13 protein-coding genes are annotated in these 14,524 nt (G+C 63.9%); 9 read left to right on the top strand and 4 right to left on the bottom strand.

The window, feature by feature from the left end; genetic code table 11:
* Positions 1 to 231: 231 nt before the first annotated feature.
* A complete protein-coding gene (locus SG26_RS03980) occupies positions 232 to 492 on the top strand; it encodes a hypothetical protein (RefSeq protein ID WP_014040987.1) in 261 nt (86 codons plus the stop codon).
* Positions 493 to 776: 284 nt separating this feature from the next.
* Here SG26_RS03980 and SG26_RS03975 read toward each other — a convergent pair whose 3' ends face one another.
* The gene (locus tag SG26_RS03975; protein ID WP_008312566.1) at positions 777 to 3,029 is read right to left on the bottom strand and encodes an NADP-dependent malic enzyme; all 2,253 of its coding nucleotides are present in this window, start codon (positions 3,027 to 3,029) and stop codon (positions 777 to 779) included.
* A gap of 171 nt (positions 3,030 to 3,200) precedes the next feature.
* On the bottom strand, positions 3,201 to 5,114 hold the full coding sequence (locus SG26_RS03970) for a methyl-accepting chemotaxis protein (RefSeq protein ID WP_050036895.1): 1,914 nt from the start codon (positions 5,112 to 5,114) through the stop codon (positions 3,201 to 3,203).
* Positions 5,115 to 5,242: 128 nt separating this feature from the next.
* Here SG26_RS03970 and SG26_RS03965 point away from each other — a divergent pair, with 128 nt between their 5' ends.
* The 5 genes from SG26_RS03965 (at position 5,243) to SG26_RS03945 (ending at position 9,010) form a co-directional block, all read left to right on the top strand.
* Positions 5,243 to 5,731, top strand: a complete 489-nt coding sequence (locus SG26_RS03965) for a COX15/CtaA family protein (RefSeq protein WP_014040985.1) — start codon at positions 5,243 to 5,245, stop codon at positions 5,729 to 5,731.
* A 64-nt stretch (positions 5,732 to 5,795) separates the two neighbouring features.
* Positions 5,796 to 6,593, top strand: a complete 798-nt coding sequence (locus SG26_RS03960) for a basic amino acid ABC transporter substrate-binding protein (protein ID WP_050007031.1) — start codon at positions 5,796 to 5,798, stop codon at positions 6,591 to 6,593.
* Between the two features lie 3 nt (positions 6,594 to 6,596).
* Positions 6,597 to 7,277: an amino acid ABC transporter permease gene (locus SG26_RS03955; protein WP_014040983.1), complete on the top strand. Its 681-nt coding sequence runs from the start codon at positions 6,597 to 6,599 to the stop codon at positions 7,275 to 7,277.
* Positions 7,274 to 8,026: an amino acid ABC transporter ATP-binding protein gene (locus SG26_RS03950; RefSeq protein WP_050007030.1), complete on the top strand. Its 753-nt coding sequence runs from the start codon at positions 7,274 to 7,276 to the stop codon at positions 8,024 to 8,026. The genes SG26_RS03955 and SG26_RS03950 overlap by 4 nt, the downstream gene beginning before the upstream one ends.
* 3 nt (positions 8,027 to 8,029) lie before the next feature.
* Positions 8,030 to 9,010 (top strand): amino acid ABC transporter permease, encoded by a 981-nt coding sequence (locus SG26_RS03945; RefSeq protein ID WP_050036894.1) that lies wholly within the window; start codon positions 8,030 to 8,032, stop codon positions 9,008 to 9,010.
* Here the strand turns inward: SG26_RS03945 and SG26_RS03940 are convergent, their stop codons facing one another.
* Complete coding sequence (locus SG26_RS03940) at positions 9,011 to 10,537, bottom strand: replication factor C large subunit (RefSeq protein WP_050036893.1); 1,527 nt, start codon at positions 10,535 to 10,537, stop codon at positions 9,011 to 9,013.
* 99 nt (positions 10,538 to 10,636) lie between these two features.
* Here SG26_RS03940 and SG26_RS03935 point away from each other — a divergent pair, with 99 nt between their 5' ends.
* From SG26_RS03935 to SG26_RS03925, 3 genes are read left to right on the top strand one after another with little or no spacing between them, the layout of a single operon-like run.
* Positions 10,637 to 11,206: a hypothetical protein gene (locus tag SG26_RS03935; protein ID WP_050036892.1), complete on the top strand. Its 570-nt coding sequence runs from the start codon at positions 10,637 to 10,639 to the stop codon at positions 11,204 to 11,206.
* Positions 11,207 to 11,260: 54 nt separating this feature from the next.
* Entirely contained in the window at positions 11,261 to 11,809 is a 549-nt protein-coding gene (locus SG26_RS03930; RefSeq protein ID WP_079980807.1) for a type IV pilin, read from the top strand.
* A 52-nt stretch (positions 11,810 to 11,861) separates the two neighbouring features.
* Entirely contained in the window at positions 11,862 to 12,569 is a 708-nt protein-coding gene (locus SG26_RS03925; protein WP_008312606.1) for a helix-turn-helix domain-containing protein, read from the top strand.
* A gap of 611 nt (positions 12,570 to 13,180) precedes the next feature.
* On the opposite strand, the gene hmgB is transcribed toward SG26_RS03925, so the two are convergent.
* A complete protein-coding gene (gene hmgB, locus SG26_RS03920) occupies positions 13,181 to 14,518 on the bottom strand; it encodes a hydroxymethylglutaryl-CoA synthase (RefSeq protein WP_008312608.1) in 1,338 nt (445 codons plus the stop codon).
* Positions 14,519 to 14,524 lie beyond the last annotated feature (6 nt).

The following is a 14,524-nucleotide window of genomic DNA, read 5'->3' as shown; positions in this document are numbered from 1 at the left end:
TCGTACCTGAAATATCACATACGACCGCGATTCTGTGGATAAATCTGACCACAGCCAGAAAACATCGTAACTGGTGGTTCCGAGGCTCTCTGTCAGTCACGTTTCACAGAAGATAATCGCTATAAGTTATGTAGATAGTTGGAACCATTCTAGCGTACGTTTGGGGAACGTCACACAGACCAAATTTTATATATTAGAAATGAGATAGTATGCAGTGGGAGGTGAGCAACGTTGAGTACCAGAACTGACGGACCGGACGGTTTCAGCGGACAGTACGTCGAGCAGCTGTTGCCGCGTCAGTCGCCGACGCGGCACGACCTCGTTCTCGCCGTCATCCCCGCGGTGTTCGTCCTCACACTCGTCGCCGCGGTCGTTCTGGGCCTCTCGATGCAGGTAGCGATCGCTGGCGCATCAGTTGTCGGTGCTGTGGCGGTCATTGACGCACTCTTCGTCCACCCACCGACCCGCGGCCGACGGCGAGGCGATACGTGACATCGCGTTCCGGCGACAGGCCTGAACGCTACGTTTTTTGACGGATGATTCCGACCTAGCTCAAAAAAAGCAGTCGCTAGTCGCTACTCCTGCTGTGCGTCGACGACAGCGACGCCCGCGAGGTTCACGATGTCGCTACCACCTTTTTCAGCTCGGGTGTGCTCGCAGCACTCGCACACCACTCCCTGAAAAACGTGGTTCTCGTGAGCGGAGCGAACGAGGGCTCGAAAGACGAGGGCAGCGAGTCTTTCGGCGGCGAAAAACGCTCGCCACGCTCGCGTCTGTTACTCCTGTTGAGCGTCGACGACGGCGACGCCCGCGAGGTTCACGATATCCTTGACCTCGTCGCCGCGCTGGAGGACGTGGACCGGCTTGTCCATGCCGACGAGCATCGGCCCGATGGCCTCAGCGCCGCCCAGCCGCTGGAGGAGCTTGTAGCCGATGTTCCCGGCTTCGAGGTTGGGGAACACGAGGACGTTCGCGGGGTCGTCGAGTTCGGAGAACTCGTAGGTGTCTTGCAGGATGTCCTCGACGACGGCGGTATCGGCCTGCATCTCTCCGTCGACCGGGAAGTCCACGCGGTCGTCGTCCTGCAGGCGCGAGACCGCCCGGCGGATCTTCTTCGTCCCGGGGTTGTCGACGCTCCCGAAGTTCGAGTACGACAGCATCGCCGCTCGCGGTTCGACGTTGAACCGACGGGCCAGTTCCCCGGTGTGACGGGTGACCTCCTCCAGTACGTCCGTGTCGGGGTCCTGATTGACCGTGGTGTCAGCACAGAAGATGACGCGGTTCTTGAACGTCAGCATGTACACGCCGGCCGCGTAGTCGGCGTCGTCGGCCGTCCCGATGACCTGCAGCGGCGGGCGTAGGGCCGAGGGGTAGTGGTGGGTAAGCCCGGTCAGCATCGCGTCGGCGTCACCCATCTCGACCATCACGCTGCCGAGGTAGTTCCCGTCCCGAATGAGTTCGTCGGCTTCGCGGCGGGTGATGCCTTTCCGCCGGCGGAGTTCGTACAGTCGGTCGGCGTAGTCTGCCACGTCGGCTGTCTCGGGGTCGACGACGACGGGGTCGAACTCCAGGCCGAACTTCCGGCGCGTGGACTCGATGCGGTCGGCGTCACCGATGAGGACCGGCTCGGCGATTCCTTGTTCGACCAGCTGGTAGGCCGCGCGGATCATCTTCTCGTCGTGGCCCTCGGCGAGCACGACCCGCTGGGGGTCGCTCTTGGCCTTGTTGAGCACGACGCGCATCATCTCGCGGGACTTGCCCAGCCGCGCTTCGAGCTCTTCGACGTAGGCCTCCGTATCGATATTCGTCCGTGCCGCGCCGCTCTCGATGGCGGCCTCGGCGACGGCGGGGGTCACCTCGAACAGGACCCGCGGGTCCAGCGGTTTCGGGATGATGTAGTCCGGGCCGAACTGCAGGGGTTGGTCGCCGTAGGCCTTGACGACCTCGTCGGGCACGTCCTGCTTTGCGAGGTCGGCCAGCGCGCGGGCCGCTGCGACTTTCATCTCCTCGTTGATTTCGGTCGCCCGCACGTCGAGTGCGCCGCGGAAGATGAACGGGAACCCGAGGACGTTGTTGACCTGATTCGGGTAGTCCGAACGGCCGGTCGCCATGATGACCGTGTCGTCGCGGGCGGCCTTGGCCGACTCGTAGCCGATCTCCGGATCCGGGTTTGCCATCGCGAAGATGATGGGGTCGCTGGCCATCGACCGCACCATCTCCTGGTCGACGATGCCGCCGACGGAGAGCCCGACGAACACGTCGGCCCCGTCCATCGCGTCGGCGAGGTCGCCCTCGGGGATGTCGCGGGCGAACTCCTGTTTGAATCGGTTGAGTTCCTCGTGGGTCGCTCGTTCCTCGGTGATGATGCCCGAGGAGTCACACATCGTTATGTTGTCCTTCGAGACGCCCAGGGAGACGTAGAACTTCGCCGAGGCGATAGCGGACGCTCCGGCCCCGGAGAAGACGACCTCCAGCTCCTCCAGATCCTTGTCGGCGATGTCGGCCGCGTTGACCAGCGCCGCGCCGGAGATGATCGCGGTCCCGTGTTGGTCATCGTGGAACACCGGGATGTCGAGTTTCTCGCTGAGTCGGCGCTCGACCTCGAAACACTCCGGGGCGGCGATGTCTTCGAGGTTGATACCGCCGAAGGTCGGCTCCATCGCCTCCACCGTCTGTATCATCGCCTCGGCGTTGTCCGTGTCCAGTTCCACGTCGAACACGTCGATGTCGGCGAAGCGCTTGAACAGCACGCCCTTCCCCTCCATGACCGGCTTCCCGGCTTCCGGGCCGATGTCGCCGAGGCCGAGCACGGCGGACCCGTCGGAGACGACGCCCACGAGGTTCCCCTTCGCGGTGTACTCGAAGGCCTTCTCGGGATCTTTGTCGATCTCCTCACACGGTGCGGCCACGCCGGGCGAGTACGCCAGCGAGAGGTCTCGCTGTGTGTTCGTCGGCTTCGTCGTCGCAATCTCTATCTTCCCCGGCGGCTTGCTCCGGTGGTACTCCAGTGCATCCTCGTCAAGTCCCATATCCGGATGTCGAACCCTACTGTAAAAAAGACAAGTTTACCGTCAACGGACGAGCGGTACAACGACGGTTGTCGAATGTCGGCTTGTTGCAGCGGTTTTTGCCCCGGTCGTGTCCCATCAATTGGAAAACAGCCGCCGCCGGGGACCCGCCCGATGGACCGGCCGCGGACCTCAGTTCGTGTTGGTGAGTTCGCCGACCCGGTCGGTCAGTTCGGTGACCGCGTCTTCCTGTCGGTCGGTCGCTTCGACGATCTCCTTCGTCGCCGTTTCGGCCTCCTGAGCGTGGTTCTGTGCGTCTTCGACCATCGAAGTCACGTTCTCGATAGCGCTCGCCTGATCGTCGTTGGCGTCGGCGACCTCCTGGATGCCTCGCGTCGCTTCCTCGACGGCGTCGGAAATCTCGTCCAGCGCATCCAGGGCGTCCGCGATCTCGGATTCCGCGTGCTCGACCTGCTCGTGTGACGTCTCGACCATCTCGGCCGTCTCGGACGCCTGGTCCTGAATCGTGGTGATACTCGTCGATATCTCGGACGCGTACTCGCTCGTCTCGTTAGCGAGCGTCTTCACCTCGTCAGCCACGACAGCGAACCCGCTCCCGCTTTCGCCGGCTCTGGCCGCCTCGATGTTGGCGTTCAGGGCGAGCATATTCGTCTGCTCCGCCACGTCGGCGATTATCTCGACGATCTCACTCACTTCGTCCATCTGGTCGTCGAGGTCTGTGACGGTGTCCACGAGGTCTTCGCTCGTCTCGGCGAGCCCGTCGGTAACGTCCATGACAGCTTCGCCGGCGTCTGACCCGTCTTCCGCGGCCGCCTTCGCACGCTGTGCTGCCGACGCCACTTCGCTAGACGTCGCGGCGACCTCTTCCATCCCAGCCCCGATATCCTGGATGTTGTCGGCCGCCTGGGTAAGGGAGTCGGTCTGTTCGGTAACCCGGCTTTCAACAGCCTCTGCGGACGAATTCGCCTGCTCGATAGTGGTCGCAAGTTGTTGCGCCTGTGCGTCCACCTGGTCCGCCAACTGCTCGACCTGTTCGGCCATATCGTTGAGCGAGCCGACGACTTCGTACAACTGGTCGTCGACGTACTCGCCGCCGTCGGTCCGGTCGAACGACGCCCGGGCGTCGAGGCGGCCGTTCTTGAGCGCGGCCATGGTCGATTTGATCTCATCGACCAGACTCGTCACGGCCTCGTGGCGGTTGGCCTCGTCAGTCCGGTCCTGGACCATTTCGACGACCGCGATGAGTTCGCCGTCGTCGTCGTAAATCGGGGCAGCGCTAAAGGAGATGTGGCGTTCGTTCCCGTGCTGGTCGGCCATCACGCTTGTGTCGCGGTACAGCGTGAACTCCTCGTCCTCGACCTTCGGCACGTCGTACTCCGTGTGGGTCGTCTCCGGGGCGTCGAGAACCTTGTCGGCGAGAGTCTTCCCGCGTCGGCCGTCCGGATAGAACGCCATGCTCGCCATCTCCATCTCCTTTGCTTCGGCCTCGGAGACGCCGGTGAGGTTTTCGATCGAACGGTTCCAGCTGAGGATATCACCGTTCGTATCCAGAATAAAGAGCGGTGTCCCGATATGCTGCAACACGCTGTGGTAGTCGAGTCCCGTGCCGGAGCCACTGTCCGCCACAGAGTCGGTGAACGCATCGATACCGGCCTGTGAGACAGACTGTGTCGTTTCCAGCCCTTCTTGGAGCTCCGCCTCGACGGAGTCGATAGCGGCCTGTGCATCCGGGCCGAGTTCGTCCCGAAGCTGCTCGAACGCGCCTTCGACGAGCGATTCGGTGACGAAGCCCTGGGCCGCAATGAACTCACTCTGGCTGATTCCGGCGGTTTCGTATTCGTCGATCAGCGCTCGGAGTTCGTCAGGTTCGAGTTCGAACTGCCGCTCGACGTGTTGGGTCCCGGTAGCGGCCTTATCCGGGTCGTCGAAGCGGTCGGCGAGGCGTGGCGAGTCCGGGTCGATGGCGTCGGCCAGAAAGCGGGCTTGCCCGTCACTCGCGCCGAGACCGCCGTCCGCCCGTCGGGCCGTAGCGTCCGAAGAACGGGACGCCTGGCCGTAGATGTAGGTGCGGATCTGTTCGAACATAAGCTAGCTATGTTCCATTCCAGGGCACCTGTAGATAAAGATGACTCCGGGAATATCAGCAAAGATAATTGTACTCGTCGGCAGAGCGCGAAAAGAGAGCATAAGTACGTGCAACCGAAGTGCTAGGTATGACCACCCGTTTCCGCCGACTGGTGGCGACGACGACGGTGCTGACGTTCGCACTCATCCTGCTTGGCGTGTACACCGGGGCTATCGGCGCCGGGCTGACCTGTGAGGCACGCTGGCCGTTCTGTGACGGCTGGATGGGTCTGTTCCCCGCAAACTGGGCGAGTTTCGTCGAGTGGTTCCACCGTTTAGTCGCGATGATCACCGGCTTCGGTATTCTCGGTTCGACCATCGCCGCGTGGCGCGGTGAGTACAGCCGGCGGATCAAGCTCGCAACAGGCGTCGCCACGGTCGTGCTCCCGGTGCAGGTCCTCCTCGGCGCAAACACCATCTTCAACTTCGGTGCCACGGCGCAGGTCCTCCACCACGGGGCTGCACAACTCATCTTCGGGGCGATGGTCGCGGCGACGGCGTGGGCCTACACCGATACGGCGGAGTCGCCGTCGGTGCAATCAGCCGACAGCCAGCACACGGCACGCGCAGACGATTGAACACGAGTACCACCCCCGTGGTTAACACGTAAGATATATTCCGGTCTGTCGTGTGGTGGGGATTATGTCAGACGACGGCCTTTCACGACGCCAGTATCTCTCCACGGTCGGTGGAACTGCAGTGACCGTATCGCTCGCCGGCTGTTTCGGCGGCGGCGGTGGCGGTGATGACGGCACTACCGAAATCACTGCCGGAACTGCACCGGGCTTCCCCCCGTTCGAGATGAAGCAGGACGGCGAACTCGTCGGGTTCGATATCGACCTGCTTGAAGCGGTCGTCGACGAGACCGACTACACCCTGGCCGGCTGGGAAGAGTTCGAGTTCAAGTCCCTGATTCCGGCGCTGACCAACGAGAACATCGACGTGGTCGCCGCAGGGATGACTATCAATGACGAGCGCGACGAGACCATCGACTTCACCGACCCGTACTACAGTTCCAATCAGGCAATCGTCGTCCGTGAAGACGGCGACTTCTCGCCGGAGTCTCTGTCGGACCTCTCCGGACGCCCCATCGGCGCACAGAAGGGGACAACTGGCGAGAGCACGGTCCAGTCAGAGCTCATCGAACCGGGGAACCTCGACGAGTCGAACTACAACTCCTACGGCAACTACGTGCTGGCTGTCGAGGACCTCCAAAACGGCAACATCGACGCCGTCGTCATCGACGAGCCGGTCGCACAGACATTCGCCGCCCAGCGCCCGGTCACCATCGCCTTCACCTACGAGACGGGCGAGAACTTCGGCTTCGGCGTCCGCGATGGCGACGACGAGTTCACGCAGGCACTCAACGACGGCCTGTCCACCGTCAGGGATGGAAGCACCTACCAGGACCTGACGAACAAGTGGTTCGGCCAGCAGTAACCGATGCCACCCCTCCCGTTGCAGAGTGACTGGGCGTTCGTTGTCGGGAACCTCGACCTGCTACTCGTCGGTACGGGTGTCACGGTCGCCCTGACAGCGGCGAGCATCCTGCTTGGCTTTCTGCTCGGGTTCCCGGCGGGCGCCGTCGAGGTGTACGGCCGCGGCCCACTCAAACGCGCCGTCGAGACGGCCGGTGTCGTCCTCCGCGGGACGCCACTGCTCGTCATCATTATCCTGCTGTTCTTCGGTCTCTCGGTGTCGAGCAGCGCCTTCGTGACGGCGACTATCGCGCTCGGACTCCGGAGCGCCGCGTATCAATCACAGATATTCCGTGGCGCGCTCCAGAGCGTCGACGAGGGGCAACTGGAAGCCGCTCGCGCCGTCGGCATGGGCCGACTGCAGGCGATCCGCAGCGTAGTCGTCCCGCAGGCGCTGCGCCGGAGCGTGCCCGGCTTCCAAAACGAGTTCACGATCGTCCTGAAAGACACGAGTATCGCCATCGTCATCGGCCTCGGCGAACTGCTGACCGTCGGCCAGAACCTCTATCAGGGCGGTCAGAGCACGGCCGCGCTTGAGATTTTCCTGACTGTGAGCCTCATCTACTTCGTTCTCACGTTCGTGACGAACCGTTCGCTCGACTACGTCGACGATCACTTCAGCATCCCCGGCGGTGAGCGTGCATGAGCGATCCGCTGCTGGAACTCGACGACGTGTACAAGTCCTACGGCGAGGAACAGGTGCTCTCCGGGGTCAGCTTCGAGATGGACGCCGGCGACGTCGACGTGGTCATCGGCCCCAGCGGGAGCGGCAAGTCGACGATGCTGCGCTGTGTGAACCGTCTCACCGAGATTAACGGCGGTGCCATCTACCTCAATGGTGAGTGCGTCACCGATGTCGACACCGACGTGAACGAACTCCGGAAACAGGTCGGCATGGTGTTCCAGGACTTCAACCTCTTCGCCCATCTCACCGCGCTGGGGAACGTCACGCTCGGCCTGCGGAAAGTCCGCGGCATGGACAAGGCGGCGGCTCAGGAGCAAGGCTACGAACACCTCGAACAGGTCGGGCTACTGGATCAGGCTGACTCCTACCCCGCCGAACTCTCAGGCGGCCAGAAACAGCGGGTCGGCATCGCCCGCGCGCTCGCCATGGACCCGAAGCTCCTGCTGTTCGACGAGCCGACCAGCGCGCTCGACCCGGAACTCGTCGGGGAAGTCGTCGCGGTGATGCGCGACCTCGCCGCCGAGGGCATCACGATGCTCGTCGTCAGCCACGAGATGGGGTTCGCGCGGTCGGCGGCGTCGGACATCATCTTCCTCGACGACGGTGAAATCGTCGAACACGGCCCGCCGGAACAGCTGTTCGAGAACCCGCAGGCGGCCCGAACCGGCGAGTTCCTCAGTCGCCTGGAGACGACCCACGAGGGGGAGTGACCGATGGGGACGCCGGAGTCCACGACGACCGGCCGAACGATCCGCGCCCGTGCCGCCGGACTGACCGACCAGCCGCTGACGCTGCTGACTGTCGGGGCTTTCTGGACGTGGCTCGTCGTGCGCTGGACGAACGACTTCCTGCTGGACGGCGCGCTCATCGAGCGCAACACGTCGTTTTTCCCGACGGCACCGTTCGAGTCGGCCGCGTCGACGCTTGGCGGTCTCGCGGCGAGTCTCGGTCCGGTCGGGTTCCCCGTCGGCTGGGTCGCCGGCTTCTTCGAGTTCCTGGCGGCGTCGATCCCCTACCTGCCACCGCTGGCGACCGGCGTGTGGGCGACGATACTGCTGACGCTGCTGGGTATCGCCCTCGGGTTCGTCATCGCCGTCCCGCTCAGCGTCGCCCGAGTGTACGGCGGGAGCGCCACCCGCTCGGTCGCGCTGGGGTACACCGAACTGTTCCGCGGGACGCCGTTGCTCGCTCAGCTGTTCGTCCTCTACTTCGCGACGCCGCTGACGACGATCATCCGCGAGCTACCCACCGTCGGGACCGGATTCATCCCCGCACAGGCGTTCTGGGTGGCCGTCATCGCGTTCACGCTTAACAGCGCCGCCTACCAGTCGGAGTACATTCGGTCAGCGCTGAACTCCGTCCCGGAGGGGCAACTCACCGCCGCGCGCGCTATCGGCCTCTCGAAGGTCGATGGAATCCGGCACGTCGTCCTGCCCCAGGGCCTGCGCTACGCGATTCCGGGCTGGTCGAACGAACTGGTGTACCTCATCAAGTACTCCTCGCTCGCGAGTTTCATTACCGTCCGCGAACTGTTCCAGCGAACCGACTCTATCGCCAGTGAGACCTACCGCTATACGGAGCTGTTCGTCCTCGCCGGCCTGCTGTACCTGGCGCTGGTCATCTCGGCGTCGCTCCTGATGGAGTACGTCGAAGACCGTGTCGCGATTCCCGGTCTCGGCACGACCGGGCGGTGACTACATAAAGTCAGAGAGGCCGGACTGCTGGTCGTCGTCTTCGGCCGCCTCGCTCGCGGATTCGGTATCGTCGCTGTCAGCCGCATCGCTTGCTCCGGTGTCATCGGACCCTGCTTCGTCGTCGGCCGCAAGCGTTACTTGCTGGTCGCCGTTCTCCTCGTCAGCGTCGGCGGTTTCGTCGCCATCCGCCACACCCGCTCCGTCACCGCCGTCCGCACTCGCCCCCTCGAAAACTCCGCCGGAGTGTTCGACGGCGGCTTCCTCCTTGAGCGCCTCGGCGTCAGCGACGATGTCTTGCACCTTGTTCGTGTCCTTGCCCGATCCGGTGACGAAGGAAACGTGTTCGGCCTCCATATCGTAGGTCGCCGCCATCGCCACCGTTAGCTCGCGGTTCCGACAGTGGTGGGTCATCGTCGAGAGGAAGGGCATGATCTCCCGGCGGGCGGTCCGCATCGAGACGCCGTCGATGGCGGCTATCTGCTGGGCGACGTAGTCCCGTGTGTTCCGGGTTCCTTTCGACCGACCGAGTTTCGACCAGTAGCTCGGCGGCCCGTAGCGGGTCCAGCCGCCCTTGGTCCCGTCCCGCGCCGCGGCGACGCCCGCGGTCATGTTGTCGCCGGCGTAGCGCCAGAACGAGTAGTTCTGTGTCTCGCGGACGCGGCCGAGCCACTGGTCGGCGTTCGAGAGGAACTCGTAGGCCCGGGTCAGTTCGGCCCCCTCGTAGTCTTTGGGCATGTTGTCCTCGATCCAGTTGATGAGGTCATCGGGCGTCTCGTCCACGTCGTAACTGGCCTCCAGCGCCTCCTGCGCGCCGGCTTCTTTGAGTACCACGTCGAGGTACTCGAAGATGCCCTCGGTCGTGTCGCGCTCGCCGGTCACCACGTCGTCGGCGGTCAGGCGCTCCGTCGTCTCGGCGATAGCTTGGAGGTCCTTGACCGCGCCCCGCAGGTCGCCGCTGTTTTGCTCGGCGAGTTCCTGCAGCGCGTCGGACTCGTACTCGACGCCCTCCTGGCGACAGAGATCACGGAGGACGGGGACGATAGAGCGGGGCGAGACGTCCCGGAACTCGATGTCCTGACAGTTGTTCCGCAGGCCGTTTGACATCTCGTAGTACTCGTTGGCGATGAGAATCATCGGCTGGCTGGCCTCCTTCACCAGCGCGGTGATGGCCCGCGCGCCGCCGCGGTCGGCGTTGCCGTGGATGTTGTCCGCCTCGTCCATGATGACGAGTCGACGGCCGCCACCGCCGGCGGTCAGCGTGCCGGATTTGGCAGCTTCGCCGGCCACCCGATTGATAACGTCCTTGGTCCGGGAGTCGCTGGCGTTGAGTTCGATGGTCGACCACCCCATGTCGTTTGCCAGCGCGTGGGCGGCCGAGGTCTTCCCGATACCCGGGGACCCGTGGATGATGACCGCCTCGCGGTGGTCGTCCCACGTGTCCGCCCACTTCTTGAGTGCGTCGCGGGCCTTGTCGTTGCCCCGCACCTCTGACAGCGTCGTCGGGCGGTACTTCTCCGTCCAATCCATTGGATCGTGATTGGCGCGACCGGCGTTTAGGGATTGCGGAGCCACACCGCTCCTCAAGCCAGAAGACATATCCCCGTTACTGGCCGCGGGCTAACCGTCATGAGTGACACACCCCGTCAGCGCTACGCGGTCGGTGCCCTCGCCGGTATCGCGGCGTTCGTTCTGGCGTACGTCCTCGTCTACGCCCTGAGCATCTCCACCGTTCAGGACGCGCTGCTGACGAACATCGCCGAGTCGTTCGGCGACGACCGGGCGGCCTGGAAAATCGTCGGCTGGGTGTTTTTCAACGCCCAGTTCGTGACAACGACAGTTACGGTCAACATCCCCTTCCTCGGCGGGACGTCGGCGGTCAACTTCATCGCCGAGAACGAGTCGCTGTCGCCGATCCTGTACCTGCTCCCGCCGGCAGTGCTGACGGCCGCAGGGATCGCGACGGCTCGTATCGACGGGACAACTGACCTCAGCCGTGCGGTCCGTGTCGGTCCCGCTGTCGTCCTGGGCTACCTCCCGCTTGCGGCGCTCGGGGCGGTGCTGTTTACTGTCAGCGCCGGCGATTCCGGACAGGGCGCGCCGACGCTGCTGACGGCAGTTGTCCTCGCCGGCATCGTCTACCCGGCCGTCTTCGGGACTGTCGGGGCCGCAATCGCGACCGCGTTCGGGGACTCATAGCGGGCCCCCACTCCTGAGACTTTTGACCGAAAAGGAGGACAGTACGTCCCAGTCGTGTATTCCTCCAGCCTCAGCCGAGACCGTCGCGGCGTCAGCCCCGTCATTGGCGTGGTGCTCATGCTCTCGGTCACCGTCCTCTTAGCCGCGACAGTCGGTGGGTTCGCACTCACTGCGACTACCGACCTGGACCAGCGGACGCCCACCGTCGCCCGCTCGACCGGAAACTTCGTGACTGGCCCGTCGGGGGGATGCGGCGGGAACACAGTAGCGATTCGACACGCCGGCGGCGACCCGGTCCCGGCCGACGAACTGGCAATCGCTGTTGCACTGCCAGACACCGACGCCCGCATCCTCGACCTGCCAGTTTCCGGAACGGCGCTGTCAGCGAGCAACACCGACGACCCCGACAACATCGTCTACGACTACTGTGTCGGCGGTGTCATCGCCAATGGCGGCAAGCGGTGGTCAGCGGGCCGGGCAATCACCTTTCAGTTGAACGCCGGCGGCGGCACTGTCGACCCGGGCGATAGCATCGAAGTGCGCGTCGTTCACGCTCCCACAAACGGCGTCCTCGCTGCGGTCGAACTGACCGCCCGCCGGTAAGCGCCCGTGGTTCCGATACCCTTTTATTCGCGACCCTCCAGCGTGTGAACTAATGGCAGGGGGCGCACGCGACGACCTCGCGGAGAAAATGGCGGGTGAGGTGGCACTGAGCGACGACCCAGGGGCGACCCTGCGGAAGTGGCGCACTGACTTCGACGTTGCACAGACCGAACTCGCCGACGAACTCGACGTCTCTCCGTCCGTGGTCTCGGACTACGAGAGCGGGCGGCGCGACAACCCCGGTATCGGCGTGGTCAGGCGACTCGTCGTCGCACTGCTCGATATCGACGAGAACCGCGGCGGCGACCACATCCGCCAGCACGCCCGCGTGCTCTCGGCCGGGTTCGACAGCGACGTTGTCCACGACCTCCGCGAGTACTCCGCCAACGTCGGCGTCGAGCGCGTCTACGACGCTATCGACGCCGAAGAACTGTTCCGGGGCAGTCAGGACACCGTCGCGGGCCACACCGTCATCAACTCCATCGCCGCCATCACGCGCCTCTCCTCGGACGAGTTTTACCAGCTATACGGGCAGTCGACGAACCGCGCCCTCGTGTTCACGAACGTGACCCGCGGCGAATCCCCGCTGGTCGCGCTCCGTGTCGTCTCACCGACGCCGAACGCGGTTATCCTCCACGGGCTTGACGACGAGGCGGTCTGGGAGCACGCACAGGACCTCGCCCGCATCGACGACTTCTCCCTTGCGATCACCGATATCGATCTGGAGGACCTGCTCGGCGGGCTGCGGAGTCTTCCCTGAGCGCGCCGGTTCCGGCCGTGCTGTTTCGCGCCCGTCGACGTACTCTCTGGAAAACGACTGTTGTCGTGACTGCGATCTCTTTGTTCACCGGACAGCGTGACACAACTGCTCCGCCGGACTGCAGAGTTTCTAGGGAGAACTACTTTGATACCGAGGTGTCATGTCCACGCATGGTGCAATTGGACTATCTTATCCTCTGGGCGTTCGCCGGCTTTGGACTTCTTGTTGCTGCCTCATTCGTCGGGACGATGCTTGCGCTTCAATACTACAACAGTGGGGGAACCCTCTCTGTGTCTCTCGACGACAGTATTAGCCGCCTCAACAACGATAAGCCGTAGTCGGGTAGTGTATACTGTCCAGTGCAGCACAAATAGAATTCCACGTATCCACGACAATAGATGGGATACCCCTCGCTGCTCACGGGTCACTCCGTTCCCCGTTCGCATTTCGAGGTTCTCGCTCGTGCTGCTCGCTCCGAACCTCGCTATTCTCGCGGCTGCGCCGCTCGTCTGTACGAGACCCCTCGCTTCGCTCGGGCTCTCGCTATTCTCCACGGCTCCCTGCGGTCGCCGTTCCGACTCGAGAGCCACTCCCTTCGGTCGTGCCTCTCGCTACTCCACGTACCGATATTTCCGCTCACCCATCCGGCCCCAGCCGTCGAAGGCGAACTCGTCTTCGGGCGCGGTGAACTCCTCGACATCGGTCTCGGTCTCGTGATTATGGACGTCGTGGACCTGTTCGTACTCGGCGAAGGAGAGGTCGTAGCGGTTCCGTATCTGCTCGTCGATGTTGAGCGCGCCGATTTCCTCCTCCCACCCGGGGACGATGGTCTCAGCGTGGACTTCCGCCTGTGCGCCGGACCCGTAGGAGGCAACTAACAAACGGGCCTCGTCCAGATCCAGTCCGCTCTCGCGGGCGTGTTTCAGGCCGGCGGCGCGGGCGATGTGGACGGAGCCGGTGTACCAGTTGCCGACCTCGCGGGAGATCGCAAGCGTCGGTTCGATGGTGTTAGCGTACCAGTCCTGATAGCGCTCGGTTTCCGTGAGTGCGTCGGTGTACTCCTTGATAGCGGCGTGGAATTCGTCGTCGGTCTCGAAGTCCGCGCGCATGGGCTGGTGACCGATTTCCTCGGCCATCAGGTCGCCCACGTCGGTGCCGCGGATGATGTGTCGGTAGCCGAGTGCCGCGGCCTTCCGGACCATCCCCGGGAACGGCGTGTGGAACGGAATCATCTCGTAGTCGCCCGGGTGGATGTCGCCGGCCACCTCCGCGAAGTCCTCCAGCGCCTCGCGCATACGGGCGAGGTAGACGTTCACCGAGCGCTTGCCGTCGACGGACGGGAACTGCTGATTGGGCTTGAGGAAGTCAGTCTCGTCGGCGCTGCCGTACCCCTGTTCGGTCGAGAGTTCGACCAGATTCGGATCTTCATCGACGAGCATCGCCACCGCGCCGGCCCCCTGCGTGGCCTCGCCGGGGTCGTCGCGGGCGTACAGTGCGGTGTCAGTTGCGATGACGAGTGCGGCTCGGCCGCGGTTCCGTCCGGCGCGGATCCAGTTGTAGGCGTCGTCAAGGCTCTGTGTCCCCGAGATACAGGCGAACTTCCGCTCGCCCTTGTTGGCGTGGTGGAAGTTCTCGTCGTACACCTGTTCGAGACAGCCCGCGATGTACGTCGAGACAGGCTTCGAGTTGTCGAAGGCGCTCTCGGTCGCCACGTCGATCCGGCCGATGTCCTCGGGCGTCAGCCCCTTGCGCTCCATCAGGCGATGGGCCGCGTTCGCCCCCATCGTGACGATATCCTCGTACACGTCCGGGAACGACGACGCGCGCAGGCCGAGCCCCTTCGTGTACTTCCCCGGGTCGTCTCCTTGAGCCGGCGCGAACGTCTCCGCGAGGTCAAGTTTGAGCTTCCCGGTCCAGATCTCCATGGCGTCGATACCGACTGCAGTCATGAGTCT

The sequence above is a fragment of the Haloarcula sp. CBA1115 genome, from assembly GCF_000827835.1.
Classification (GTDB): Archaea; Halobacteriota; Halobacteria; order Halobacteriales; family Haloarculaceae; genus Haloarcula; species Haloarcula hispanica.
Note: the sequence above shows the minus strand (reverse complement) of the source record. Positions and strands in the feature narration are given on the sequence as shown.